The sequence below is a fragment of the Brevundimonas sp. M20 genome, from assembly GCF_006547065.1.
In the GTDB taxonomy this organism is placed as follows: Bacteria; Pseudomonadota; Alphaproteobacteria; order Caulobacterales; family Caulobacteraceae; genus Brevundimonas.
This window is the reverse complement of sequence record NZ_CP041243.1, coordinates 3199924-3225215: the sequence shown is the minus strand read 5'-3', so window position 1 is coordinate 3225215 and position 25292 is coordinate 3199924. Positions and strand designations below refer to the sequence as shown.

Here is a 25292-nt window from a genome sequence, read left to right as displayed (position 1 = left end):
TCTGACCCTGACCCTTCCGGACGCGGACGCCACCGGGCGGCTGGGCGCGGCCATCGCGCCCCTGTTGGAGCCGGGTGAAAGCGTCCTGCTGTATGGCCCGCTCGGCATGGGCAAGTCGACGTTGGCCCGCGCTCTGATCCGCGCCCTGACCACGCCGGATGAGGATGTGCCGTCGCCGACCTTCACCCTGGTTCAGTTCTACGACAGCGAGCCGCCCGTCGCGCATTTCGACCTCTACCGGCTGACGCGGCCCGAGGAGGCCGCGGAGATCGGTCTGGACGAGGCGTTGGATGAGGGTTGCGCCGTCATCGAATGGCCGGAACGGCTGGGTGATGATCCCGGCGCCTGGCTGGGGCCGGATCGACTGGTTGTGACCCTGTCCGAACAAGGCGAGGGAAGGGGGGCGACCCTGTCCGGCGCGGGGGCGTGGGAAGAGAAGCTGAAGGACCTGCATGTCTGATCGTGAAGCCCAACGTCTGGCGTTTCTGAAGTCCGCCGGTCTGGCGGATGCGGCGCGAGATCCCTTGCCCGGCGACGCCTCGACCCGCCGGTATGAGCGGCTGACAACAACGGACGGACGCTCACTGATGCTGATGGATCAGGCGGCCAGCGCAGAAAGCCCCCCCGCCGATCCGTCGTGGACGCCGGAGCAGCGGCTCGCCTCCGGCTGGAACGCCACCGCGCGTCTGTCCGCCGGCCGGATCGAGGCCTTCGCCGCCGTGGCCGCGCATCTGAAAGCGCTGGGTCTGTCCGCGCCGGAGATCCTCGCCGTGGACGCGGCGGCGGGTCTGGCCGTTCTGGAGGACTTCGGCGACGCCCTGTTCGCCCGTGTGATCGAGGCCGGGGAGGCGGAGGCGCCGCTGTATCTGGCCGCGGTCGAGGCGCTGGCGACCCTGCATGACGCGACGACGCCGGAGCGGCTGTCGGGCGCGGCGGGCGACTGGCCCTTGCTGGTCTATGACGAAACGGCCTTGCAGGGCGGAGCCGATCTGTTCGTGGAATGGATGCCCAAGCTGGACCCGGCGTTGCGCTTCGATGAGGCGGCGATCGCAGGTTGGCGCGAGGCGTGGCGTCCGGTGGTCGAACGCGGCGCGGCGGGGGCGAGCGTGATGGCGCACCGCGACTATCACGCCGAAAATCTGATCCGGCTGCCGGGGAAGTCGGGCGCGTCCATGGTCGGGATGATCGATTTCCAGGACGCGGTGCGCGCCCATCCGTCGTGGGATCTGCACTCCCTGCTTCAGGACGCCCGCCGGGATGTTTCGCCCGCGCTCGAGACGAAGGCGCTGGATCACTATTTCAGCCTGCGCCCCCAGGTGGACCGGACCGAGTTCATGCGGGACTACGCCGGTCTGGCGGCGCTGAACGAGGCGCGGATTCTGGGCGTCTTCGCGCGCCTGATCGTGCGCGACGGCAAGCCGCGATACGCCGCCTTCATGCCGCGCATGTGGGCGCATCTGAACGCCAATCTGAAGTCGCCGGGCCTCGAGACCGTCGCGGACTGGTTCAACGCCCATGTGCCGGAGGCCAGCCGCAAATGACCGACGCGCCGAAGACCGCGATGGTGCTGGCCGCCGGGCTGGGCACCCGGATGCGCCCCCTGACGAATGACCGGCCCAAGGCGTTGGTCGAGGTCGGCGGGCGCGCCCTGATCGACCATGTGCTGGATCGACTGGCGGATGCGGGGGTCGCGAAGGCCGTGGTCAATGTCCACTGGTTCGCTGACCGGCTGGAAGCGCACCTGGCCGCGCGGGGGCGGGGACCGGAGATCGTCATCTCGGACGAGCGGGAAACCCTGCTGGAGACGGGCGGCGGGCTGAAGAAGGCGGCGCCTTTGCTGGGGAGCGATCCTGTCTTTGTCGCCAATATCGACAGCGTCTGGGTTGATCGGGGCGAGGCCCTGAATCAACTCGCGCGCCTGTGGAATCCGTCAATCATGGATGCCGCGCTTCTTCTCGCGAAGCGCGAAGGCTCGATCGGATTTGAAGGCGACGGCGATTTCTTCCTCGATGAAGGCGGACGGCTGACCTTCCGGGGCGAGGCGCCGTCAGCCCCCTTCGCCTATATGGGCGTGCACATCTGCAAGCCGGACTATGTCGCTGACGGGCCCGATGGTCCGTTCTCGCTGAGCCAGTTCTGGCGCCGGTCCGCCTCCGCCGGGCGGCTGTACGGGGTGGTGATGGACGGCGACTGGATGCACGTCGGTGATCCGCAGGCCCGCGCTGAGGCCGAGGCGAGACTGGCCGGACGCCCGTGACGTCACGGTTCGATCCCTTCGCCGGCGACCGACCGCGCTGGTACGCGGTGGAGGCTTGGCGGCCATTTCTGGAAGACCTCGCCGCGGGGGTGCTGGACTGGCTGGGCGATCATCCGCCGGAGGCCCTGTCGGATGCCGTGATCCTGCTGCCCAATCGCCGGGCGGCGCGCGCCTTCACCGGGGCACTGGCGAAGCAGGCGGGCGGGCGGGCCATTCTGCTGCCGCAGGTCCGGCCGTTGGGCGATCTGGAAGAGGACGAGCCGCCGTTCGCGCCGGGTGAACTGGGACTGGACCTGCCGCCGGCCATCGCGCCCCTGACGCGTCGCTTCGAGATGGCGCGGATGATCACCGAGCAGTTCCGCGCGGACCTGTCGCCTCTGCGGGCTCTGGAGATGGCGGACGCGCTCGGCGGCTTCCTCGATTCCTGCCATCTGGAGGAGATCGAGGACATCGGTCGGGTGGCCGGTCTGGTCGAGGGTGATCTGGCCGAGCACTGGCAGGAATCGGCGCGGTTCCTCGGGCTGGCGGTCGAGGTTTGGCCGAAACGGCTGAAGGCGCTGGGGCTGGTTGATCCGGCCTGGCGACGGGCGAAGCTATTGCGGTTGCTGGCGGACAGCTGGCGCGACCGACCGCCGGAGCAGCCGGTCATCGCCGCCGGATCGACCGGCTCGGCCCCGGCCGCCGCGGATGTTCTGAACGCCGTCGCGAACGCGCCGCAGGGCTGTGTCGTCCTGCCGGGGCTGGATATGGATCTCGATCCGATGGTCTGGTCTCGCCTGCGGGACAGCGAGCAGCACCCCCAGAACGCCCTGTGGCGGTTGCTGGACGGCCGGGTTGACCGCGAGGGTGTGCGGCCCTGGTTCCGCCCACCCGTTGAAGCCGCCGTCGAGGCGCGCGGGAAAGCCCGCCAGAGACTGCTGAATGAGGCCTTGCGGCCCGCGGACGCTACAGACGACTGGCGCAACCTGATCCGGGGCCTGCGGGCCGACGCGGCGGGCAAGCAGTCGGCGGACCCGATCGCGGAGGGGCTTCGTGGCCTTTCGGTCGTCACGGCGCGCGCCGAGGAAGATGCGGCGGCGGCCATCGCCCTGATGATGCGAGAAATGCTTGAAACGCCGGGGCGGACCTGTGCGCTGGTGACGCCCGACCTCGATTTGTCGCGGCGGGTGGCGGCGCGGCTGGAACGCTGGGGCGTGAGCGCTGACGTGTCCTCCGGTCAGCCGCTGACCCGAATGTCCGCGGGACGTCTGGTCGATCTGGCGGCGCGCTTCATTGCGGACCCGCTGGACCCCCACACCCTGCTGGGGCTGTTGAAACACCCGCAGGTGCGGCTGGCGCTGGAGCCGTTCGACTATGATCGCGCGGTCAGTGCGTTTGAGCGATACGCCCTGCGTGGTCCGCGCCGACGCGACTGGAGCCGTGCGCGAAAGGCGCTACTCGAGGCGGGCAAGCCGAGAGACGACGGGCGGGTCGCGTCGGAATTCACAGTATCGGGACTTGCGGCCGCCGGGGCCCTGCTGGACCGACTTGAAGCCCTGTCCGGCGTGGCGCGTGCGCCGTTCGCCGAAGCCGCCTTACCGGACGCAGCCGCGGGAGCCCTGACCGGACTTGTCGAAGCCCTGGCAGGGCAGGACGCGTGGGGCGGGCCCGACGGTGAGGCCGCCGCCGCCCTGCTGTCAGCCCTGATCGAGGGCGGAGGGTCGCTGGGTGCGGTGAACCGGAGCGAGTTCGCTGATCTGGTCCACGGCCTGCTGGCGGACGAGACGGTGCGGACCGGCGGGGCCAATCAACCGCGTCTGCGTATCCTCGGAGCCATCGAGGCTCGTCTGGTGCGGGCCGACCGGATGATCCTGGCCGGACTGGAGGAAGGGGTCTGGCCGAACGCCGCGCCGACGGACCCTTTCCTTTCGCGTCCCATGCGCGAGACACTTGGTTTGCCACCACCCGAACGCCGTCTGGGTCAGACGGCGCAGGATTTCGTACAGGCGGCGAGCGCCGATGAGGCCATTCTGGTTCACTGTGAACGCAGGGGGGGGCAGCCGGCGGTGAAGTCGCGCTGGCTGTGGCGGCTCGAGATGCTGACCCGAGGGGCTCACACAGACGAGACGCCCGTCTCCATCGCACGACCTTCCGAGGCGCTGGAACAGGCCCGGAGGCTGGATGCGCCGGCCTCGTCCCGTCCGGCTTACGCGCCACGCCCCGCACCGCGCCCGCCGGTCGAGCGGCGGCCGAGAAAGTTGGCGGTTACAGGCGTCGAACGCTGGGTGCGCGATCCCTATGCCGTCTATGCACGCTATGTCCTGAATCTGCGACAATTGGACCGGCCCGGTCAGGCCGCCGAAGCCCTCGCGCGTGGGGACGCGGTGCACAAGGCGATGGAGCGGTTCGCCTTGCTCTGGACCGAGATCCCTCCCGAAGACCGCGCCGACCGGCTGGAGGCGTTCCTGCTGGAGGAACTGGCGACCGCCGGTTTCGAGGACCCCGCCATGGCGCGCGAGGCGCCGCTGGCGCGCAACGCGGCCGTGTGGCTGGCCGGGTTCGAGGCGGAGCGTCGCGCGCGAGGTGTTGAAATCCGGGTCGAGGAAGGGGTGGAAATGGTCATTCCGGGGCCTGCCGGGCCGTTCCGCCTGACGGCAAGGGTCGACCGCATCGAGTTGTCGGCGACGGGGGCGGCGGTGCTGGACTTCAAGACCGGCTCCGTTCCCAGCGCCAAACAGGTGAAGACCGGCTTCTCGCCCCAGCTGACGCTGACCGGGGCCATTCTGGCGGAGGCCGGGCTGAAGGACACGGGACCGGTCGAGCCGGAAGAGCTGACCTATGTGCGGGTCGTCGGGCGCAAGGAGCCGGGGAGCAAGGTGGTGCGTGGCGAAGGGGCCGAAGCGATGGCGCTGTGCGAGGCCGCGCTGGCCGGCCTGACCGCGCGGATCGCCCGTTTCGACGAGGAGGTGACGCCCTACCTCAGTTGGACGGCCCCCCAGTTCATGGGCAATTTCGGCGGCAACTACGATCATCTCGCCCGGGTGTGGGAGTGGCATGTGGTCGGCGGTGAGGACGGGGGGGACGCCGAATGAGCGCGCGTATCCTGCCGGACCCCGCCCAGATCGCCGCGGCCGATCCGGGCCAGTCGGTCTTCGTCACGGCCAACGCCGGCTCGGGCAAGACCTCGACCCTGGTGGACCGGGTGGCGCGGTTGCTGCTGCGTGAAGTGCGACCGGGCGAAATTCTGTGCGTCACCTACACCAAGGCCGCCGCCGCCGAGATGCAGGCGCGTCTGTTTGATCGGCTGGGCGAATGGGCCGTCCTGGATGATGACAGGTTGCGGGTGTCGCTCGCCGATCTGGACGGCCGCGATCCGGCCAGTCTGTCGGGGCCGGAGCTGTCGGACGCCCGCCGCCTGTTCGCCAAGGCGCTGGAGACCCCGGGTGGGCTGAAGATCCAGACCATCCACGCCTTCTGCGAGAAGCTGCTGCGGCGGTTTCCGATCGAGGCGGGCGTGACGCCGGGGTTCACGGTGCTGGAGGATCAGGCGGCGGTGGCCCTGTCGCATTCCGTGCGGGAGGAACTGGCCCGCGCCGCCCTGGAGGACGCGGACGGCCCTATCGGTCGGGCCTACAGCCATTTCGCCGTCGAGCTGGACTGGGGCGCATTCCAGTCGCTTCTGGCCTTGATCGAGACGGACCGGGACAAGTTGGCGGACTATGTCGACAGGGTCGCCGAAGGTCGGGCGCCGGCCCCCCATCTGCTCGTGGGCGCTCACCCGGAGCAGACAGCCGAGGCGGTGGAGGGCGATTTCATGCGCTTCCTCGACCGCGCGGAGTGGCTGGAGACGGCCTCCGCCATGGCGACGGGCGGGACCAACGACCAGAAGTGCGCTGACCGGATGCGGGCCGCGGACTGGACCTTCGCCGGGATCGCCGAGGTCTTCCTCACCGGAGGCGAGCCGCGCAAGGCGATGGCGACATCCAAGGCTCCCCCCACGGCAGGGGGCTGGCTGGCCGATCTGCAGATGAAATACGTCTCGACGCTGGAGCAGGTCCGGCGTCTGCGGGTGGCGCGGGACACGATCCATGTCCTGACCCTCGCTGCGGCCCATGCGCGGCTTTACGAGCAGGCCAAGGCCGCGACCGGGGCGCTGGACTTCGGTGATCTGGTCGCAAGGACGGTTGAGCTTCTGACCCATCGGGCTTCGGCGGCCTGGGTGCTCTACAAGCTGGACGGCGGCATAGAGCATGTGCTGGTCGATGAGGCGCAGGATACCGCGCCCCAGCAGTGGGACATATTGAAAGCCCTGACCGAAAGCTTCTTCGCAGGGGAAGGGGGGCGACGGTTCACGCCTCCGCCGCCCTCGGGCCAAAGGCTGGACCGCACGGTCTTCGCGGTGGGCGACGAGAAGCAGTCGATCTATTCCTTCCAGGGCGCCCGTCCGGAGCGGCTGCGTCAGGAGTCCCAGCGCTATGACATGATGGTGCAGGGCGCCGGATCGGAATTCAGGGCTGTAGAGCTGGCCAAATCCTTCCGCTCGACCCCGGATGTGCTGGGCTTTGTGGACGCGGTCTTCGCCGGACCGGAGCGAGCCGCCGCACTGGTCGGTGAAAGCCTGGCGGCCGTGCCCACTCACACCGCCATGCGGTCGGGACAGGCCGGTTCGGTCGACCTCTGGCCTCTGCATCAGGAGATCAAGGGGCCCGACCGCGAGGCATGGGACGCGCCGGTCGATCAGGAATCCGCTGTCTCGGCCCGCAAGCAACTGGCGGCCGATCTGGCTAGCGATATCCGGCTGCAGGTCGAGACCGGGGTCACGGTGTATGATCGGAAGACCCGCGAGCCTCGCCCATCGGGCTATGGCGACTTCCTGATCCTGGTGCGTCGTCGCGATGCGACCTTCGAGGAGATCATCCGGGCGCTGAAGACGGCGGGCGTGCCCGTGGCGGGGGCGGACCGGCTGAAGCTGTCGTCGCACATCGTCTTTGATGACCTGATCGCCCTGGCCCGCTTTGTCCTCTATCCGGACGACGATCTGTCGTTGGCGGGCCTGCTGCGCAGCCCCCTGTGCGATGTGGATGAGGACGGACTGTTCGCCCTCGCGGGCGCAAAGTCTGAACGTCGGCGGCTGTGGCGGGAATTGACGGACCGCGCCGGTGAGCGGCCGGAATGGTCCCGAGCGCGGGACATGCTGGACTTCGCCCTGTCCATGAGTGACCGCGATCCTTTCGCCTTCTTCTCCGCCGTGCTCGGCCGGGTGGACGACACCGGCGTTTCGGGACGGGCGCGGATCCTGCGGCGTCTGGGCGCGGAGGCCGAAGAGGCGATCGACGAGACGCTGAACCAGGTGCTGGCGGCCGAGGGCCGTGGCGCCATCGACCTGGAGACCTGTCTGGCCCGCCTTGAAGCCGCTGACGTGGAGGTGAAGCGTGAGCTGGAGGGGCCACGTGGCGAGGTTCGCGTCATGACGGTTCACGGCGCCAAGGGGCTGGAGGCGCCGGTAGTCATCCTGCCGGACACCACCAGCCGGGCGAAGGCTCAGGGGCCGTCCCTCATGCCTGTGGCGCTGGAGAATGGCTCCGAGGCCTGGCTGATGTGCCCGGGCAGCTCGAAGGAGGACTGCGAAGCCTCGCGCGCCGCGCGCGACGCCCGGCAGGCCCGGGCGGACGCCGAGACCCTGCGTCTGCTCTATGTCGCCCTGACCCGCGCCCGGGACCGGATCGTGATCATGGGCAAGGGCAGCGCGAAGACAAAGGCCGGCTTTGACGAAGGCAGCTGGTGGGATGTCCTGACCCGCACCTTTGACGGTCTGGAGGGACAGGTCCGGATGGTGGGCGAGCTGCGCCGCTACGGGGTCGATCCCGGCCAGGCGCCGCCGAAAGGCGCGGCTCCGGCCGGGCGTGTCATCGCGCCGGACTGGGCCCGCGTTTCTCCCTCGCCTGACGCCGCCGCCCGGATCGCATCACCCTCGCAGATGGACGAGGTGCTGCGCATCCCGGCGCCTTCGCCTCTCTCTATGGGAGGCGGCGGCCTTGGGCGATTCCGGCGGGGCGACCTGATCCACCGTCTGCTTGAACGATTGCCTGAAGTCCCGTCGGACCAACGTCCGGCGATCGCCGGACGCCTGTTGTCCCGAGAGCGGGATTTGAGCGGAGAGCAACGGGCGGAAATGATCGGGGCGGCGCTGATGGTTCTCGACCATCCGCTGTTCGCGCCGGTCTTCGGCCAAGGTTCCCGGCCCGAGGTCGCGCTGACGGGAAGGGTCAACGGGGTGACCGTCTCCGGTCGCATGGACCGATTGGTGGTTACACCTGAGCGGGTTCTGGTGGTCGATTACAAGACCAACCGCCCGGTGCCCTCGAGGATCGAGGATGCGGACCCGGCCTATGTGCTGCAGTTGGCGGTTTATGTCTCCATCTTGGGACAAATGTATCCTGATCGACCGGTGGCGGCGGCTCTCGTCTGGACGGACGGGCCGCAGCTGATGCCGGTTCCGCAGGCGATGCTGGAGGCGGCGCTGATCCGTTGATTTTGGGGGCCCGGTTTCCCACATCGGCTGCAACGGGCCGGAATCACCCTAAGGTGTCCGGCTGACATTCATGCGACGCGGTCCCGCGCGGGCCGTCAGGAGAACATCCATGGCCACCGTCAAGGTCACTGACGAAAGCTTCGAAACCGACGTGCTCAAGGCGTCAAAGCCGGTGCTGGTCGACTTCTGGGCGGAATGGTGCGGCCCGTGCAAGCAGATCGGCCCTGCGCTGGAGCAGATCGCCGACGAACTGAACGGTCAGGTCACCATCGCCAAGGTGAACATCGACGACAGTCCGATGACGCCGTCCAAGCTGGGCGTGAAGGGCATCCCCACGCTGATGCTGTTCAAGGACGGTCAGATGGCCTCGATGAAGGTCGGCGCCATGCCCAAGGGCAAGATTGTCGAATGGCTGGCCGAGGCCGGGGTGAAGGCCGAGGGTTGATCGCCGCCGCTTTGTCGTCACTTCAGACGCGCCCGTCCGGCCTCGCCGGGCGGGCGTTGTTCTGTCCGGCTCAGGTCGGCCAGGTCTCGGGCGACGCGCCCAGAACCTCGCCTGCCAGATAGAGGGAGCCGCAGATGACCACGCGTCCCGCGCCCAGCCGCAGGGCTTGCGTCAGCGCCTGATCGACGGAGCCCGAGACCGCGGCGCCCAGTCCATGGCCACGTGCGACGGCCGCCAGCGCTTCCGGGTCTGCCGCCGCGCCCTCGAAGCCGACGGTGAAAACGGTGGCGTCGGATGCCTTCAGCGCCTCGAAGAAGCCGCCCGCATCCTTGTTGCCCAGCATGCCGACGATCAGGGCCGTGGGACGGGGCGCTTTCGCCTGTCGGGAGGCCAGCGCCGTCGCCAGCGCCCGGGCCGCATGGGGATTGTGCCCGCCGTCCAGCCAGAGCTCCGCGTCCGCCGCCCTCGCCGCCTCGCCGTAGGGACCGGCGGTCAGGCGTTGCAACCGAGCCGGCCAGCGCACCGTCTTCAGGCCCTCGACGATGGCGGTTTCGGGCAGGTCCAGTTCCAGCGCGGCGGCGACAGCGAGACCAGCGTTGTCGATCTGATGCCCGCCCGTCAGCGCGGGCGCGGGGAGGTCGAGAAAGCGCTCCTGGTCTTGGAAGGCCATGCCGCCTCGCTCGGCCCAGGCGTCGAAGTCCACGCCCATGACGGTCAGGGGTGCGCCAACAGCCTGGGCGACCACCTCGATGGCGGCCATGGCCTCTTCAGCCTGTCGGGCGATCAGGCCGCGCGCTCCGGGCTTCAGAATGCCGGCCTTTTCGATCGCGATGCCACGCAGGGACGTGCCCAGAAACTCCGCATGATCCAGATCGACCGGAGTGATCAGGCTGAGCAGCGGACGCTCGATCACATTCGTGGCGTCCAGCACCCCGCCAAGCCCGACCTCGATGATGGCGAGATCGGCCGGGGTCTCGGTCATGGCGACGAAGGCGGCGGCGGTCGTGCTTTCGAAGACGGTCGCTTCGCCCGATACGGTCTCGATCCTGTCGAGGATAAGGTTCAGGGCCTTGTCGGTGATCAGTTCGCCGGCCAGCCGGATGCGCTCGTTGAACCGCACCAGATGCGGGGAGGTATAAACGTGGACCTTGAGTCCCGCCGCCTCGGCGATGGCGCGCAGCAGGGCCACGGTCGAGCCCTTGCCGTTGGTGCCCGCCACATGGATGACGGGCGGCAGGCGATCCTGCGGATCGCCAAGCGCCGCGCACAAGGCCTTCATTCGACCCAGTGACAGGTCGATGCGTTGCGGATGCCGCGCGCGAAGGCGTTCGGAGATCGGGTCCATGACCGCTATTACGCGGCCCGGCGCTTCCCGCCCATCAGGATCGACAGTATCTGGCCGAGAGTTTCAGGCAGATCGCCACGGGCGACGACCTTGTCGACCATGCCCTTTTCCTGAAGGTATTCGGCGCGCTGGAAGCCCGGCGGCAGTTTCTCGCGGATGGTCGCCTCGATGACGCGCGGACCGGCGAAGCCGATCAGGGCGCCGGGCTCGGCCAGATGGACATCGCCAAGCATGGCGTAGCTGGCTGTGACGCCGCCGGTGGTCGGGTCGGTCAGGACGACGACGAAGGGCAGTTGGGCGGCCTTCAGTTCCTGGATCGCCAGCGTCGTGCGGGCCATTTGCATCAGGCTGAGGGCGCCTTCCTGCATACGGGCGCCGCCGGCGGCGGTGAAGCAGACCAGCGGCACGCCGCGTGCGATGGCGGCGCGAGCGGCGGCGATGAAGGCTTCGCCCGCGGCCATGCCCAGCGATCCGCCCATGAAGGTGAAGTCCTGGACGATGGCGACGGCTTCGGTCCCGTCGATCTCACCAAAGCCGATGGCCATGGTGTCCTTGCGGCCGGCGGCCTTGCGCGCGGCGTTCAGGCGATCCTTGTACGGCTTGCCGTCCGAGAATTTCAGCGGGTCTTCCGGCACGTCGGGGGTGTCGATGGACTCGTACTGGCCGCCGTCGAAGGTGAAGCGCAGGCGCGTCGGCGCGTCGATGCGCATGTGACGGCCCGAGGGGGTCACCCAAAGGGCGTTCTCGAGGTCCGAGCGATAGAGCATCTCGCCGCTGTCCGGGTCCTTGACCCAGAGATTGTCAGGCGTGTCCCGACGGCTGACGATCTTGCGGACGCCGGGAGCAAAGCGCGACAGCCAGCCGCCGCGCTTCTCTTGCTGAGGTTTGTTCTTGTCGACCATGCGGGGCGCTTTAGAGCATTTTCGAGCCAGATGCGACGCATCTGGTCTCAGAACAATGCGGTTCAGATCAGACGGTTTCTGTCGCGCGCGCGCCCTTCACCGCGTCGGCGAGGCTGCGCACCTTCGCCAGAACGCGCGGAGCGGCGGGTTCGTTCGCTTCAAGAGCGGCGGCGACTTCGTCCACCAGCACGGAGCCGGCGACGACGGCGTCGGACACGCGGGCGACCTCGGCCGCCCGTTCCGGCGTCTTGATTCCGAAACCGACAGCGACCGGCAGGCCCGACGCCTTGCGCACTCGCTCGACCGCGGGAGCGACCGAACCGGCCTGGGCTTCCTTGACCCCGGTCACACCCGCGACCGAGACATAATAGACGAAGCCGGAGGTCCGCCGGGCGATCACCTTCAGGCGGGCGTCGTCCGAGGTTGGGGTCGCCAGCCGGATCAGGGAGACCTGGTGGGGGTCCAGGGCGTCGGTCAGAGGATCGGCTTCCTCAGGCGGGCAATCGACGATAATCACGCCGTCCACGCCGCTGGCCGCGGCGTCGCGGGCGAAGGCCTCGTAGCCGTAGCTTTCAAGCGGATTGAGATACCCCATCAGGATGAGCGGGGTATCCGCATCGCCTTCGCGGAAGGCCTTGGCCAGATCAAGCGTGCCCTTAAGCGTCAGACCGGCCTTGAGGCCGCGCAGGGCAGCCCGTTGGATGGGGGGGCCTTCGGCCATGGGGTCCGAGAAGGGGAAGCCCAGCTCGATGATGTCCGCACCCGCCGCCGGAAGTCCGCGCAGGATTTCAAGGGACTCATCGCGCGAGGGGTCGCCGGCCATCACATAGGCGACAAAACCGGCCCGGCCCTCCGCCTTGAGGGCGGCGAAGCGGGCGTCGATACGGTGTGTGGTCATTGGGCGGTCGCAGCGGGGGCGGCGGCCGGTCCCGACAGGGCGGCCAGGGCAAAAGGGGTCGGCATGAGCGGCGCCGTCAGGGGTTGGCGGGCGTCGGTGCGGGGTGAGCCGCGCAGACATCGCCGGGAATGGCCGCGAACGCCAGCCAGGCCGGAGCGCCGGGCGCCTGTACGCGGGATTCATCGGCGAAGGCCAGCATCTGGAAACCGTCGCAGCCGCCGCCTTCCTTGCGCTTCACGTAGACGACCCGATTGTCGCTTCCACCGGCGGCGATCCACCCCTGACGGCTGAAGTCGGCGGTAAAGGTGTCGACCACGGTCGTGATCGCCGCCTGCGTCGTCGTCACACAGAAGGCCTGTTGCGCCAGACCGGCGTTCCCGCCGCAGGTCGGATCGGCGCTGACGGAGGCGACCTCGGGGATCTCCACGTTCAGTCGGGGCGTCGGCGCGGTCTGGGCCAGAGCCGGCGCCGCGATCAGGGCCGCCGTGGCGGCCAGAATGAGGGTCTTCATGGTGTCCTAGAGCTCCACGCCCAGATGCTTCGCCACGGCGAAGATGTCCTTGTCGCCCCGCCCGCACATATTCAGCACCACATCGCCGCCCTTGCCTACTTCTTTCGCGATCTCGCCGATGCGGGCGAGGGCATGGCTGGGCTCCAGGGCCGGGATGATCCCCTCCAGCCTGGAACACAGCTGGAAGGCCTCAAGGGCCTCGGCGTCGGTGGCGGCGCGGTACTCGGCGCGGCCGATGTCTTTCAGCCAGGCGTGCTCGGGACCGATGCCGGGGTAGTCCAGACCGGCCGAGATGGAGTGGCCCTCCAGGATCTGGCCGTCGTCATCCTGCAGCAGATAGGTGCGGTTGCCATGCAGGACGCCGGGGCGGCCGCCCTGGATGGAGGCGGCGTGATCCGGGCCGTCCAGTCCGCGACCGGCGGCCTCAACCCCGATCAGACGCACGCCGGCGTCACCGATAAAGGGGTAGAACAGGCCGATGGCGTTCGAGCCGCCGCCGATGGCCGCCACGCAGGCGTCCGGCAGCTTCTCCTTGCGAGCCAGCATGGAGGCGCGGGTCTCGCGGCCGATCACCGACTGGAAGTCCCGCACCATGGCCGGATAGGGATGCGGTCCGGCGGCGGTGCCGATAAGGTAGTAGGTGTCCTCGACATTGGTCACCCAGTCCCGCATCGCCTCGTTCATCGCATCCTTCAGCGTGCCGCGACCCGAGGTCACCGGGACCACCTCGGCGCCGAGCAGCTTCATGCGGAAGACGTTCGGGGCCTGACGCTCCACGTCGGTGGCGCCCATGTAGACGATGCATTTCAGCCCGAAGCGGGCGCAGACGGTGGCGGTGGCCACGCCGTGCTGGCCTGCGCCGGTCTCGGCGATGATCCGGGTCTTGCCCATCCGCATGGCCAGAAGAATCTGGCCCATGCAGTTGTTCACCTTGTGGGCGCCTGTGTGGTTCAGCTCGTCCCGCTTGAACCAGATGTCGGCGCCGCCGTGATGGGCCGTCAGACGCTCGGCGAAATACATCGGGCTGGGGCGACCGACATAGTCGGTCAGGAAGCTGTCCAGTTCGGCCTGGAACGCCGGATCTGCCTTGGCCGCATCGTAGGCGTCATTCAGCTCGTGGATCAGCGGCATAAGGGTTTCGGCCACGAACCGTCCGCCATAGGGACCGAACCGGCCCTCCGCGTCGGGGAAGCTGTAGTCGTTGGGTATGATGGCGTTCACGAGGGCAAACTCACGCGGGCAGGCGGCGGAAATCAGGCGGTGGATACGGCGTTCAGAAACGCCGCGATCCGGGCAGGGTCCTTAACACCCGGGGCGCTTTCCACGCCAGAGGACACGTCCACCAGGGGCGCGCTCGCGATGCGGACCGCGTCCGCGACGTTGTCGGGGGTGAGGCCGCCGGCGAGGAACCAGGGCTTTGCGAAGGATCGGCCGGCCAGCAGGGTCCAGTCGAAGGAGGCGCCGACACCGCCGGGCAGGAATGAGCCCTCGGGCGGCTTCGCGTCGAACATCAGGTGCTCCACTTCGGGCTCCCAGGCCTTCGCGGCGTCGATGTCGGCCGCGTTGCGGACGGACAGGGCGCGGATGATGCCCGCATCGGTCAGGCTCCGGACCTGTGCGGCCCGTTCCGGGGGCTCCGATCCGTGCAGCTGGATTAGGTCGGGCTTCAGTATCAGGGCGATCTCGGTCAGCAGGGCATCGTCGGCATCAACCGTGACGGCGACGATCTTCGCCTTGCCCCGCGCGCGCTCGAACAGGGTGGCGGCGTGCAGGGGTGCGATGTGGCGAGGGCTTTTCGGGAACACCACCGCGCCGACGAAGGCCGCGCCGCCGCCAAGGGCCGCGTCCAGCGTATCCGGCGTCGTCAGTCCGCAAATCTTCGCCCGGGTCATGGCAATGGCGGTGCGCCCCTCGGGCGACCGGGTCAAGATCGGTACAGATCCGCGTCCGTATCAGGCTTTCCACGTAGCGCCGAGGACACGATCTGGCTGGCGATCACCGAATAGGTGATGCCGTTGCCGCCGAACCCCATAACGGCCCAGGCATGCTCCATGCCCGGCACGGGGCCGATGGACGGCAGGCCTGTGCTGCTTTCTCCAAAGGCGCCGGCCCAGCTGTAGTCGATGTCAAACTCGACCATCGGCAGCAGGCGCTTAAGCTTTTCGGCGATGGTGGCGCATTTGCGCTTCAGCTTCGCCCTGTCGGCGTGGGCGGTGGATGATGCCTCATCCTCGCCGCCGACGATCAGCCGACCGTCGCGGCTCATGCGCAGATAGAGGTACGGGTCCGCCGCTTCCCAGAGGAGAGTGTCCTTCAGCCAGCGGGGACAGGGCGTCCGGGACTTTGAGGCCAGCGCCCAAGTCGAGATCACCTCGGCGCCGGGGGTCGGCACCGCCTTGGGAAACTCATATCCGCAGCAGAAGATGACGGCGCCGGCGCGAACCGGTTGTCCGGCGTCGGTCAGCAGGGTGACGCCGTCCGGGTCGCTGACGGCCTCGAGCACCTCAACCGGAGAATAAATTCCGGCGCCGTCCGCCGCGGCCCGTCGGAGCAACCCTGCCGCCAGACGGGCAGGGTCGCCGCTCGCCGAGCCCCGGCTCAGGATGGCGCCGGTGCGGTCGATGCCGAACCGGTCGCGAAGGTCCGCAGGCCTGATGTATCGACTCTCCAGCCCCAAGGCGGCGCGAGCGTCCGCCTCCGCCTCCAGCGCGCGATGGCCATACGCGTCTCCGGCCAGATAGAGCGTGTCCTTGTCATGCAGACCGCAGACGATCCGCTCCTCCACCACGATCCGCTTCAGGTCTTTTATGGCGCGCCGGGATCGCAGGTAGGCCCGCTTCGCGCTGGCCGCGCCGATCCTCTCGGACAGGGCGGTCAGGGGAAGGTCGATCTCCCACTGCAACAGGGCCGTCGAGGCGATGGTCGAGCCGGAAAGCGGCGGGCGCCGGTCCAGCACCGCCACGGAATGATCGCGCGACAGCTCGCGGGCCATGAAGGCCGCGCTGATCCCCGCGCCGACGATAGCGACGTCGACGGAGATAGCCTTGCCGAGCGTACGCGTGTGGACGCCCAGCCCCGGACTGTCAGCCCAGAGAGACCGCCCGGTCCTGAGGTCACGTTTGAGGGTGGCGCCGGTCATCGGTTCTCCGTCGAAGCTGAGCCTTAGCGGACAGACGGGGACGGAGTTCCGTCAGCCGGTGAAGATGGCGTCGATCTCGTCTTCGGTCAGCAGTCGCCACTGCCCGGGGGGCAGGTCGTCGGGCAGGGACAGACCGCCCAGCCGTTCGCGGTGCAGGGCCTCGACGTGGTTGCCGACGGCGGCGAACATCCGGCGGACCATGTGGTAGCGGCCCTCGGTCACGGAGACGAGGGCTTCGGTCGGGGAGACGATCTCAAGCCCGGCGGGCTTCAGCGGGCGGTCGTCGTTCTCGAGCAGCAGCTCACCCGAGGCGAACAGGGCGGCCTCGGAGCCGTCCAGCGGGCGGGCCAGCCGGGCGCGATAGATTTTGGCGACGTTCTTCTTCGGCGAAATGACCCGGTGCAGCAGGTCGCCGTCGTCGGTCATCAGCAGCAGGCCGGAGGTCTCCTTGTCCAGCCGTCCTATGGTCGAAATGGCCGGGTCGCGCCGCCGCCAGCGGTCGGGCAGGACGTCATAGACCAGCGCCCCGTCCTCCTTGTGCGAACAGGTCATGCCCAGCGGCTTGTGCAGAAGGATGACCACGCCCTGCGGCGGGTCCAGCGGCTCGCCGTCGATCTCCATTCGGGTCGGGAGGTCCGGCGTGACCGGAATGCGTTTCGACACATCGGTTATGTCGACGCCATCCAGGACGATGCCGCCCGCCCTGCCCATGCGCGCCATCTCGGCCCGTGAGCCGTAGCCCAGCGAGCCCAGAAGCTTGTCGACGCGGCTGGTCGGGGTCTTTTTCATTGCCCTATCGCCCGTCGGGCTACTTGAGGGCGGCTCACTTCACCGCCTCGAAGACCTTGTAGCCGCCGGTGTCGGCGACCATCCGGACGCGTTTGAAGGCCTCGTTCAGTTCGGCCTCGTAGGGCAGGTGGCGGTTGGCGACCAGCCACAGGGTTCCGCCCTTCTTGAGCATGCCCGCGGCCTGACGGATGAAGGTCTGGCCCAGTCGCTTGTCCTCGGCGCCGCCGTCATGGAAGGGCGGATTGGTGACGATGAAGTCCAGATCGCCTTCGGTGGGCAGGTTGCGGACGTCGGCCTGCTCGATGACGGCGCGGCCGTCCTCGACATTCCTGCGCGCGGCCTCCACCGCGCGGCGGTCCAGATCATAAAGGCGCAGGGCGGTCACGGCGGGCGAGCGCAGCACCACGGTGGCCAAGGCTCCATAGCCGCAGCCCAGATCGGCGCCCAAGCCCTTCAGGGGTGGCAGGGTCTGGGCCAGCAGGGCAGAGCCCGGGTCGATCCTGTCCCAGGCGAAGACGCCCGGTTGGGACCAGGCGTCCAGGCCCGGAACGATGCGGGGCGCGCCCGCTTCAATGGCGGCGTCCAGACCCGTCAGTTTGTCCGTCTTGATCACCACGCAGCGGCGGTGGTGGGCCTTGGCGCTCTCGCCCACTTCCGCGCCGAAGGCTTCCAGTTCCTTCTTCAGTCGCGAGCCGCCCTTGTCCTTGAGGGCCATGACGTCCAGTCGCCCGCCGGGTTTAAGGGCTCTCAGGGCGAGAGCCAGGGTGTAGCGCCGCTCCAGCACGCCGGGCGGGGCATAGATCATGATCGAGTCCGCGCTGTTCTCCGGCAGGGATTCCAGTGCTGTCGCGCCCGGAATCAGGGGCGAGGTCTGGGTCGCGGCGCCGGGCGGATCGAACACCGCCGGGGGGCGGCCATAGAGAAGCGTGGTCATGGCTGCTCCTCTAGCGGACCACGCTTCACGGTGACACCCCGGAACAGATCGGGCACAACCCCGCCATGCTCCCCGACTCAGTCTCCGCTCCGACCATGGCCGATGCGCGCGCCACGCTGGAGCGCGTCTGGGGCCACGCAGACTTCCGCGGCATGCAGGCCGGGGTGGTCGAGGAAATCCTGTCCGGCCGCGATGTGTTGGCGGTTCTGCCGACCGGCGGCGGCAAGTCGGTCTGCTACCAGATCCCGGCGATGCTGCGGACGGGCCTCGGTCTGGTGGTCTCCCCCCTGATCGCCTTGATGACCGATCAGGTGGAAGCGCTGAAACAACAAGGTGTCTCGGCAGCGAGACTGGATTCGGGCGTGTCGATGGACGACCGCTCGGCCATCTGGAGGGCCGTGCGGGCCGGTGAACTGGACCTTCTTTATGTCTCGCCTGAGGGACTCGCGCAGCCACATCTGATCGACCGGCTGCATGAACTGCCCCTGAGCCTTATCGCGATTGATGAAGCACACTGTGTCTCGCAATGGGGACATGATTTCCGCCCCGACTACCGGACGCTGGGCAAGCTGGCGGAACTGTTCCCCGGCGTGCCGCGTATCGCCGTCACAGCCACCGCGGACGCGCGGACGCGGGAGGACATCGTCCGGTCCTTGCGGCTCGAGGGGGCGAAGGTCATCGTCGACAGTTTCGCTCGCCCGAACCTGCAGCTTTCGGCCATCCGCAAGGAAAATGGTTCGCGCGCCAAGACCGACGCGGCGGTGATTGATCTTGTACGTCAGAGGCGAGGCAAGTCGGGGGTCGTCTATTGCGGCAGCCGCGACGGCTGCGAGCGTGTGGCGCAGGCCCTGAGGGACGCCGGAACCAACGCCATCGCCTATCACGCAGGCATGGAAACCAAAGAGCGGGACAGGCGGCTCGAGCGGTTCCTGGCCGAGGACGGGGCTGTGATGGTGGCGACCATCGCCTTCGGCATGGGGGTCGACAAGGCGGACGTCCGCTTCGTGATCCACGCTGACCCGCCCGGTTCGCTGGAAGCCTATTGGCAGGAGATCGGCCGGGGCGGCCGGGATGGAGAGCCCGCCGAGGGCATCACCCTGTACGGTCCGTCCGATATCGCCTGGAGCCTGCGCCGCCTTGAGGGTCGGCCGATGGCGGAAGAAGTCAAACAGGTCCAGACCCGCAAGGTTCGTCAACTCTTCGCCATGCTGGACGGCGCGACCTGTCGTCCGCAGACGGTGCGGCGCTATTTCGGCGAAGTCGGTGCGGATCGCTGTGGAGTCTGCGACATCTGCGGTGATCCACCCGCCCTGTTCGACGCCACTGTTCCGGCCCAGAAAGCGCTGGCGGCGGTTCAAAGGCTGGGCGAACGCTTCGGAAAGACGCGCGTCGTCGATCATTTGCAGGGCAAGACAAAGGATGTTCAGCCTTGGGAGACGGCCCTGTCCACTTGGGGCATCGGTGCGGATATCGCCTCGCATACCCTGAGGGATGTGATCGACCACCTGATGTTCGAGGGCCTGCTGGTCGAGGATCCGAACGAGGGCAAGCCGCTGGTTCGGTTGGGTGATCCGGAGGCGGTGCGCGCCGTCTATCGCGGCGAGCGGGTGATTGAGGTGCGGCTGTCCCCGGCGCGTGTTTCGGCTCCGCGAGAACGGGTCCGCAATGGTCGGAACGCCGCGCTGGAAAACATGGACGCCGACGTGCGGGCCCGGTTCGAAGTGCTGCGCAATTGGCGACGCGAGCGGGCGGCGGAGCAGCGGGTGCCGCCCTATGTCATCTTCCAGGACAAGACCCTTCTGGAGATCGCCCTGGCGGAGCCGGGCGATCTGCGGGCGCTTGAACACATTCCCGGTGTCGGCCAGTCCAAGCTGGACCGGTACGGCAAGGGTGTGCTCGAGGCGCTGTCGGCCGCAGCCTAGATCAGCTCCAGGGACCCCGGCGGACCGGCGGTTCGCCGGAGGTCGGGACGGAGGTGGTCACCGGCCGGGTCGCGGCGGGTTCAACCACAGCGGGGCGGGGCGGGGCCGGACGACGGCCCATCTTCACCGCCAGCTCCATCAGGGCGTGGACGCGGTTGCCGGTGGCCGGGTGGGTCGAGAACAGGTTGTCCGCCCCCTTGCCCGCCAGCGGGTTGATGATGAACAGCTGGCCCGAGGCGGGATTGCGCTCGGCGGTCGGGTTGTGGATGCGGTGGGCGTAGGCCTCGATCTTCTGCAGGGCGGAGGCGAGGGCGTTCGGATCGCCCGCGATCTCCGCGCCGACGCGGTCAGCCTCGTACTCGCGCGAGCGGCTGATGGCCATCTGCACCAGACCGGCGGCCATCGGCGCCAGGATCATCAGGGCCAGCGTCCCGATGATACCGCCGGGACGTTCGCGGTCATCCCCTCCACCGAAGAAGAGGGCGAAATTGGCGAGCGCCGCGATGGCGCCCGCGATGGTCGCGGTGACCGTCATCGTCAGGGTGTCGCGGTTCTTCACGTGAGCCAGCTCGTGCGCCATCACGCCGCGAATCTCTTCGCGGGTCAGCATGTCCAGCAGGCCGGTGGTGGCGCAGACGGCGGCGTTTTCCGGATTGCGGCCCGTGGCGAAGGCGTTCGGCTGATCGTTGGGGATGATGGCGATCATCGGGCGAGGCATGCCCGCGTCTCGCGCCATCTGCAGGGTGTCGGCGACATAGGTGCGGACCACGGCGTTCGGATGGCTCTCGTCCACCGGCTGGGCGCGGTACATCTTCAGCACGATCTTGTCGGCATTCCAGTAGCTGAAGATATTCATGCCTCCGGCGACCGCCAGCGCGATCAGCATGCCCGGCACGCGGCCGATCATGTAGCCGACGCCCATGAACAGGGCGGTCAGCACGGCCAGAAGGGCAAAGGTCTTCAGGTGGTTCATCGGGATTCGACAGAGGGGCGGATGGCGCCGGTTGGGGAGACTTCCAATTTGCGAATTGCAACGCATTGGCTCAAGGCGAGAACGCTGTGACCGATCATCCCACCCCCGAGACCGAATCCGCCCCCGTCTTCAACGAAGATGTCCCGCACGCCACGCCTGAGCGGCCCTTGAGCGAGGCCGCGCGCCGCGCCCTGCTGGAGGCGGCGGATCGTCGCGCCGCATCGGAAGCGACGGAATTGGCGACCGAGCATGGCGGTCCGCGCGGGCCCGAGCCGACCCGTTTCGGCGATTGGGAGAAGAAGGGCATCGCGGTCGACTTCTGACGGCGAAGGCTGACCCGATGCGGGCAGGGTTAATTTGCACCCTGTCGGGCGAATGCGCGGCCGAAGGCTCCCCCTGACGGTGCAAGGTCGGGCGGCCCCTGTCCTGTGCGCGCCATAACGGCTCCTGAAACGGAGTCCGTGACATGCGTATGCTTACCGCCGCGGCCGGAGCCGCCCTGTTGATCCTCGCCGCTTCGCCCGCCTTCGCCGGTGATCGTCGAGGCGGCGGCGGACATCAGCCCCAGCCGCCGACGCCCTGCTGTCATGGCGGCGGAGGCGGCGGTCATCGTCCGCCCGCGCATGGCGGCGGCAATACGAACATCAATGTGAACGTCAATGCTTCGGCGCAGGCCTATGCCTCGGCCGGGGCTTCGGCGCGCGGTTATCTGAACGCCCGAACCTATGACGTCGGCGGCGCCCGGGGCGGCTATGCCGGGGGCGGAATCTTCTATGTCGGTGGCGGCTATGGCGGAGACGCAGGCGGCTACTACTCCGGCGGCCCGGCGATCTATGATGAGCGCGTGCTTTCGCGCCCGGCCTGCCCCTCGGCGCCGTTCGGCTATGTGGTCACCGGCATGGGCCGGGACGACTATCGCCCGTCGCGCTGCGGCTACCGCTATGACGACGCTGGCTACGACCGCGACCGGGGCGGCCGCTATGGCTACAGCGAGCGCCACGATCGCTATGAGAGCCGAGAGGAAGCCCGCTACGAGGTCCGCGAGAGCTACAGCGAGTACGAGGCGTACGAGGGCGGCTATGTCCGAGAGGACGCCCGCCGGTATGAGGCCCGTGACGATTACAATCGCCGCGACGACGACCGGTACGAGCGTCGCGATTGCGGCTGTGATCGCGACCGTCCCGCCGCGCCCTATCCGCCCGCCTACCTGCCTGAACCGCAGCGCTACGACCCGCCGGCCCGGATCGAGCCGCGCATCGAGCGTCCGGCCCAGCCGCAACGCCGTCGCCTGCCGCGTCAGGAATACCGTCAGGAGCCCGGCGAGCGGGGTTAGGCCCCGATCGCGACACCGTCGATCGATTCGACGATGGCCGAGGCCGCCAGAAGCGGATTCCCGGCTCCGACGACCGGACGGGCGACGACCAGATGGGTCGCGCCGGCTTCCAGCGCAGCGCGGGGCGTGGCCACGCGCTGCTGATCGCCCTTGTCCGCGCCTTCGGGGCGAACACCCGGGGTGACGATCAGGAAGTCGGGGCGCCCGGCCTCAAGCGCGATCTCGCGCACGCGGGCGGCCTCCAGCGGGCTGGAGACCACGCCGTCCACGCCGCAATCCAGCGCCTGTCGAACCCGCCGTTCAACCAGCTGGGCTGCGGTTTGGCCGTAGCCGATGTCGGTCAGATCGCCGTCCGACAGGCTGGTCATCACCGTCACCGCCAGAAGCTTGGTGCCCGATCCGGCGGCGTCGCGGCCCTTGACCGCACCGGTCATCACCTGCGGCTCGGCGTGGACCGTCAGCAGATCGCATCCGCCCTCGGCCACCGCGCGGGCCGCGCCTTCGACCTGGGCGCCGATATCGTGCAGTTTCCAGTCCTGAAACACCATCTTGCCCGCCGTCCTGAGCTCGTGAGCGAAGGCGACACCGCCGGGACGGGCCAGCAGGGTGAGGCCGATCTTGTAGGAGGTCACCGTCGCGCCCAGCCGCTCGACCATGGCGCGGGCGGCGTCCAGCGAGGGCAGGTCCAGGCCGACGATCAGGCGCGGGTCGGTGAGCACGGGCGTCATTCGTCGATCTCCTTGCCCGCCGGGGGTGGACGCGCGCGGGCGGCTCAGCCCAAATGGGCGGCTTGGTGAATTAGGGGCGAGGGCAGGTCATGGACGCGGTCGAACTGGGGGTCAACCTGTTCGTGACGCTGTTCGCGTTGCTGGATCCGGTGGGGAACCTGCCGATCTTCGCGGCGGCGACGGCGGGCGCGACCCTGCGCCAACGCATTTCGGTTTCGGCCCTGATCTGCGCCTTCGCCGCGGCCTTCCTGGCCTTCTTCCTGTTCACGGGTCTGGGGCTGCTGCAGTTCTTCGGCATCTCGCTGGCCGCCTTCCGGATCGCGGGCGGCATCCTGTTGCTTTTGCTGGGCCTCGACATGGCGCGGGAGGACTTTCTGGCGACTTTCGCCGACAAGGACGCGGCCAATGATCTGAAGGATGTGCGCGGCTATGCCCGTCGGCGGTTCCAGCGGCTTGTCGTGCCCTTCGCAATTCCGCTGATGATCGGGCCGGGCGCCATCTCGGCCATCATTATTCAGGCGGGTGAGGCGCAAAAGATCGGCCCGACGGGGACGGCGGCGGCGCTGGTGGCCATCGCGGCGGCCTGCATCGTCTCCTTCGTCAGCTTCGCCCTGACCGGCCCCATCAGCCGTGTACTGGGCGATGTGGGTCTGGCCATCGTGGTGCGTGTGCTGGGCCTGATCCTGTGCGCGCTGGCGATCCAATTCATCCTGATGGGGCTGGGCGAGGCTATTCCGGGCATGATCAGCTCCGGGGTGACGACGCCCTATCCGAGCGGCGGCCACTAGACCAGAACGGGGGAGGGGGCGGTGGACGGATCGGCGGGGGTGAGATCGTTCCGGACGCCGGAAATCCAGCGGCTCGACGCCTTCGTCGACGCCGCCTTCGCCTTCGCCGTGTCCCTGCTGATCATCGCGGGGGCGGAGCCGCTCCAGTCGTTCGCCGACCTCGCGCGGGCTTTGGCGCGAATTCCGGCCTTCGCCTGCGGTTTCGCCCTGATCGCCTTGTTCTGGCTGGCCCACCGGACATGGTCGCGGCTGACGCCGGTGCGCACCGGCTGGACCACCTTCCTCAGTCTAACGGTGGTGTTCGCGGTTCTGGTCTTCGTCTTCCCGCTGCGCCTGCTCACCGAGACGGCGACCCATTACATTTCGGGCGGACTTCTGCCGGGCGGACGGCTGATGTCGGGCCTGACTGACCTGCGGTGGACCTATGTGATCTATGGCGCAGGCTTCGCCATCCTGTCGGGGCTTAACGCGGCCCTGTTCGCGCACGCCGCCTGCGCCTTGCGGGACGGCGATCCGGCGGCGCGTCGCGCCGGCCTGCAATGGGCGGGCACCTGGACCATCGCCACGGCGACGGGGCTGATTTCAGCCCTGATCGCGGCGACGCCGCTCCTGCGCCTCGCGCCATGGCTGCCGGGGGTGATCTACAATCTGATCCCGCTGGGCGTGGCGGTGATCACCCTGCGCAAGCGCCGGGCGGTCGCTGCCTAGAGACCCAACGCCGTCCGGATCTCGCGCCAGTCGACGTATTTGAAGTTCTGGGTCCCGACGTCGTTCACGTCGTCCTGAATGACGACCACGCCTTCCGGGAAGCGGTCACTGACCCGCCCGCCGAGCGCGTCCAGACCGTCGGTGCCGGTGATCCCGTCAACGCCGTTTCCGTCCGTGACCACGAAGCGGCCCTTGTACTCGGGCGCCGCGCCGTCGATGCGCCAGACCGGGAAGGTGGAGTCGCCCTGACTGGAGCCGATCAGATAGCGCGCGGCTCCATCCGCCAGAATGGTCAGGCCCTCCGCGTCGGCGACCAGAACGCCGGGCGCGATGGCCTGGACCAGGGTTCGGGCCGCGCCCGAGGCCGGGTCCAGTCCGTAGCGCCAGACGCCGACGTTTTCCTCGGCGATGTAGAGGGCGTCGGTGGCCTCGTCGGCGGCGCAGCCTTCCGAGATCGAGCCGACCTCCGCGCGGCGCACCAGACGGGCCGAGGGTTGGCCATCGCTGCCGACGGTCAGGACGAACTGGCGCAGCTCCCCCTCATGACCCACCAGAATGGCATGAACCTCGGCGCCGCGGCGGGCGAAGCAGAATCCGTAGGGCTCGACCACATCGGTGGCGATGTTTCCCCACAGGCGCACGCCGTTGTCGCCGGTTCCGGCGGGGTCGAAGGCGTAAAGCGCGATGCCGGTCTTGCCCGGCGTGCGGTCGCTGGCGCCCAGAAGCACCTGCGGACGGCCGCCGAGGCTCAGGCCCTCGACCACGTCGACATTGTTCAGCAGACCCTCCGGCAGGAACTGAAGTATCGCGCCGTCGAGACCGTAGATATAGAGACCGGCTTTCTTGTCGGTTCCGGCGACCCAGCCGCCGACCCGGGCGCCCTTCACATTGACCGGCGTGGCCGAGGCCCAGACGGCCGGATCATCGGCGGCGTCCTCGCCTGCGGTGCCGACTGACGGTGTTTCCAGCACGGCATGAACGGGAGCGCCGGCCCCGACGACGCCCGCGCCTTCGCCCTGGTAGTCGACCTCGTGGGTGGCGCAGGCCGCCAGCAGGGCCGTGGCGACGACGGCGGTAAGCAGGGTCCGGACAGTCATCGCGCCCTCCAA

General features: G+C 68.6%; 23 protein-coding genes. 11 read left to right on the top strand and 12 right to left on the bottom strand.

The window, feature by feature from the left end; translation table 11 throughout:
- Position 1 precedes the first annotated feature (1 nt).
- The 6 genes from tsaE (at position 2) to trxA (ending at position 9213) form a co-directional block, all read left to right on the top strand.
- Entirely contained in the window at positions 2 to 460 is a 459-nt protein-coding gene (gene tsaE, locus FKQ52_RS15905) for a tRNA (adenosine(37)-N6)-threonylcarbamoyltransferase complex ATPase subunit type 1 TsaE (RefSeq protein ID WP_141628416.1), read from the top strand.
- Complete coding sequence (gene amgK / locus FKQ52_RS15900; RefSeq protein ID WP_141628080.1) at positions 453 to 1541, top strand: N-acetylmuramate/N-acetylglucosamine kinase AmgK; 1089 nt, start codon at positions 453 to 455, stop codon at positions 1539 to 1541. The genes tsaE and amgK overlap by 8 nt, the downstream gene beginning before the upstream one ends.
- A 20-nt stretch (positions 1542 to 1561) precedes the next feature.
- Positions 1562 to 2257, top strand: a complete 696-nt coding sequence (gene murU, locus FKQ52_RS15895; protein WP_141628415.1) for an N-acetylmuramate alpha-1-phosphate uridylyltransferase MurU — start codon at positions 1562 to 1564, stop codon at positions 2255 to 2257.
- The gene (gene addB, locus FKQ52_RS15890) at positions 2254 to 5328 is read left to right on the top strand and encodes a double-strand break repair protein AddB (RefSeq protein WP_141628079.1); all 3075 of its coding nucleotides are present in this window, start codon (positions 2254 to 2256) and stop codon (positions 5326 to 5328) included. The genes murU and addB overlap by 4 nt, the downstream gene beginning before the upstream one ends.
- Positions 5325 to 8768, top strand: a complete 3444-nt coding sequence (addA, locus tag FKQ52_RS15885) for a double-strand break repair helicase AddA (RefSeq protein WP_141628078.1) — start codon at positions 5325 to 5327, stop codon at positions 8766 to 8768. The genes addB and addA overlap by 4 nt, the downstream gene beginning before the upstream one ends.
- Positions 8769 to 8877: 109 nt before the next feature.
- Positions 8878 to 9213 carry a thioredoxin TrxA gene (trxA, locus tag FKQ52_RS15880; protein WP_141628077.1) on the top strand — a complete coding sequence of 112 codons (336 nt, stop codon included), beginning with the start codon at positions 8878 to 8880 and terminating at the stop codon, positions 9211 to 9213.
- A 70-nt stretch (positions 9214 to 9283) separates the two neighbouring features.
- Here trxA and FKQ52_RS15875 read toward each other — a convergent pair whose 3' ends face one another.
- The 9 genes from FKQ52_RS15875 to FKQ52_RS15835 form a co-directional block, all read right to left on the bottom strand.
- Positions 9284 to 10558, bottom strand: coding sequence for a folylpolyglutamate synthase/dihydrofolate synthase family protein (locus tag FKQ52_RS15875; RefSeq protein ID WP_141628076.1), 1275 nt, complete (start codon positions 10556 to 10558; stop codon positions 9284 to 9286).
- 8 nt (positions 10559 to 10566) lie between these two features.
- Positions 10567 to 11460 carry an acetyl-CoA carboxylase carboxyltransferase subunit beta gene (locus FKQ52_RS15870; protein ID WP_141628075.1) on the bottom strand — a complete coding sequence of 298 codons (894 nt, stop codon included), beginning with the start codon at positions 11458 to 11460 and terminating at the stop codon, positions 10567 to 10569.
- 67 nt (positions 11461 to 11527) lie between these two features.
- Complete coding sequence (gene trpA / locus FKQ52_RS15865) at positions 11528 to 12358, bottom strand: tryptophan synthase subunit alpha (protein WP_141628074.1); 831 nt, start codon at positions 12356 to 12358, stop codon at positions 11528 to 11530.
- A gap of 76 nt (positions 12359 to 12434) precedes the next feature.
- On the bottom strand, positions 12435 to 12869 hold the full coding sequence (locus FKQ52_RS15860; RefSeq protein WP_141628073.1) for a hypothetical protein: 435 nt from the start codon (positions 12867 to 12869) through the stop codon (positions 12435 to 12437).
- A gap of 6 nt (positions 12870 to 12875) precedes the next feature.
- Positions 12876 to 14090: a tryptophan synthase subunit beta gene (gene trpB, locus FKQ52_RS15855; protein ID WP_141628072.1), complete on the bottom strand. Its 1215-nt coding sequence runs from the start codon at positions 14088 to 14090 to the stop codon at positions 12876 to 12878.
- 32 nt (positions 14091 to 14122) lie between these two features.
- Complete coding sequence (locus FKQ52_RS15850) at positions 14123 to 14761, bottom strand: phosphoribosylanthranilate isomerase (protein ID WP_141628414.1); 639 nt, start codon at positions 14759 to 14761, stop codon at positions 14123 to 14125.
- Positions 14762 to 14793: 32 nt separating this feature from the next.
- Positions 14794 to 16008, bottom strand: a complete 1215-nt coding sequence (locus FKQ52_RS15845; RefSeq protein WP_141628071.1) for an FAD-binding oxidoreductase — start codon at positions 16006 to 16008, stop codon at positions 14794 to 14796.
- A gap of 51 nt (positions 16009 to 16059) precedes the next feature.
- On the bottom strand, positions 16060 to 16797 hold the full coding sequence (locus FKQ52_RS15840) for a pseudouridine synthase (protein WP_141628070.1): 738 nt from the start codon (positions 16795 to 16797) through the stop codon (positions 16060 to 16062).
- 34 nt (positions 16798 to 16831) lie between these two features.
- A complete protein-coding gene (locus tag FKQ52_RS15835) occupies positions 16832 to 17731 on the bottom strand; it encodes a class I SAM-dependent methyltransferase (protein ID WP_141628069.1) in 900 nt (299 codons plus the stop codon).
- 65 nt (positions 17732 to 17796) lie between these two features.
- On the opposite strand from FKQ52_RS15835, the gene recQ reads away from it, so the two are divergent.
- The gene (gene recQ, locus FKQ52_RS15830; RefSeq protein ID WP_141628068.1) at positions 17797 to 19653 is read left to right on the top strand and encodes a DNA helicase RecQ; all 1857 of its coding nucleotides are present in this window, start codon (positions 17797 to 17799) and stop codon (positions 19651 to 19653) included.
- 1 nt (position 19654) lies between these two features.
- Here the strand turns inward: recQ and htpX are convergent, their stop codons facing one another.
- Positions 19655 to 20626, bottom strand: a complete 972-nt coding sequence (gene htpX / locus FKQ52_RS15825; protein ID WP_141628067.1) for a zinc metalloprotease HtpX — start codon at positions 20624 to 20626, stop codon at positions 19655 to 19657.
- Positions 20627 to 20712: 86 nt separating this feature from the next.
- Here htpX and FKQ52_RS15820 point away from each other — a divergent pair, with 86 nt between their 5' ends.
- Both FKQ52_RS15820 and FKQ52_RS15815 read left to right on the top strand, forming a co-directional pair.
- Entirely contained in the window at positions 20713 to 20949 is a 237-nt protein-coding gene (locus FKQ52_RS15820) for a DUF1674 domain-containing protein (RefSeq protein ID WP_141628066.1), read from the top strand.
- Between the two features lie 143 nt (positions 20950 to 21092).
- Positions 21093 to 21959: a hypothetical protein gene (locus FKQ52_RS15815; RefSeq protein ID WP_141628065.1), complete on the top strand. Its 867-nt coding sequence runs from the start codon at positions 21093 to 21095 to the stop codon at positions 21957 to 21959.
- Here the strand turns inward: FKQ52_RS15815 and pyrF are convergent.
- Complete coding sequence (pyrF, locus tag FKQ52_RS15810; protein ID WP_168196911.1) at positions 21956 to 22678, bottom strand: orotidine-5'-phosphate decarboxylase; 723 nt, start codon at positions 22676 to 22678, stop codon at positions 21956 to 21958. The two genes, FKQ52_RS15815 and pyrF, sit on opposite strands and share 4 nt — an antisense overlap.
- 98 nt (positions 22679 to 22776) lie before the next feature.
- Here pyrF and FKQ52_RS15805 point away from each other — a divergent pair, with 98 nt between their 5' ends.
- Positions 22777 to 23475 (top strand): MarC family protein, encoded by a 699-nt coding sequence (locus FKQ52_RS15805; protein ID WP_141628063.1) that lies wholly within the window; start codon positions 22777 to 22779, stop codon positions 23473 to 23475.
- 39 nt (positions 23476 to 23514) lie between these two features.
- Entirely contained in the window at positions 23515 to 24183 is a 669-nt protein-coding gene (locus FKQ52_RS15800; RefSeq protein WP_168196883.1) for a TMEM175 family protein, read from the top strand.
- Here the strand turns inward: FKQ52_RS15800 and FKQ52_RS15795 are convergent.
- Positions 24180 to 25280: a phytase gene (locus FKQ52_RS15795; protein WP_141628061.1), complete on the bottom strand. Its 1101-nt coding sequence runs from the start codon at positions 25278 to 25280 to the stop codon at positions 24180 to 24182. The two genes, FKQ52_RS15800 and FKQ52_RS15795, sit on opposite strands and share 4 nt — an antisense overlap.
- Between the last annotated feature and the right edge of the window lie 12 nt (positions 25281 to 25292).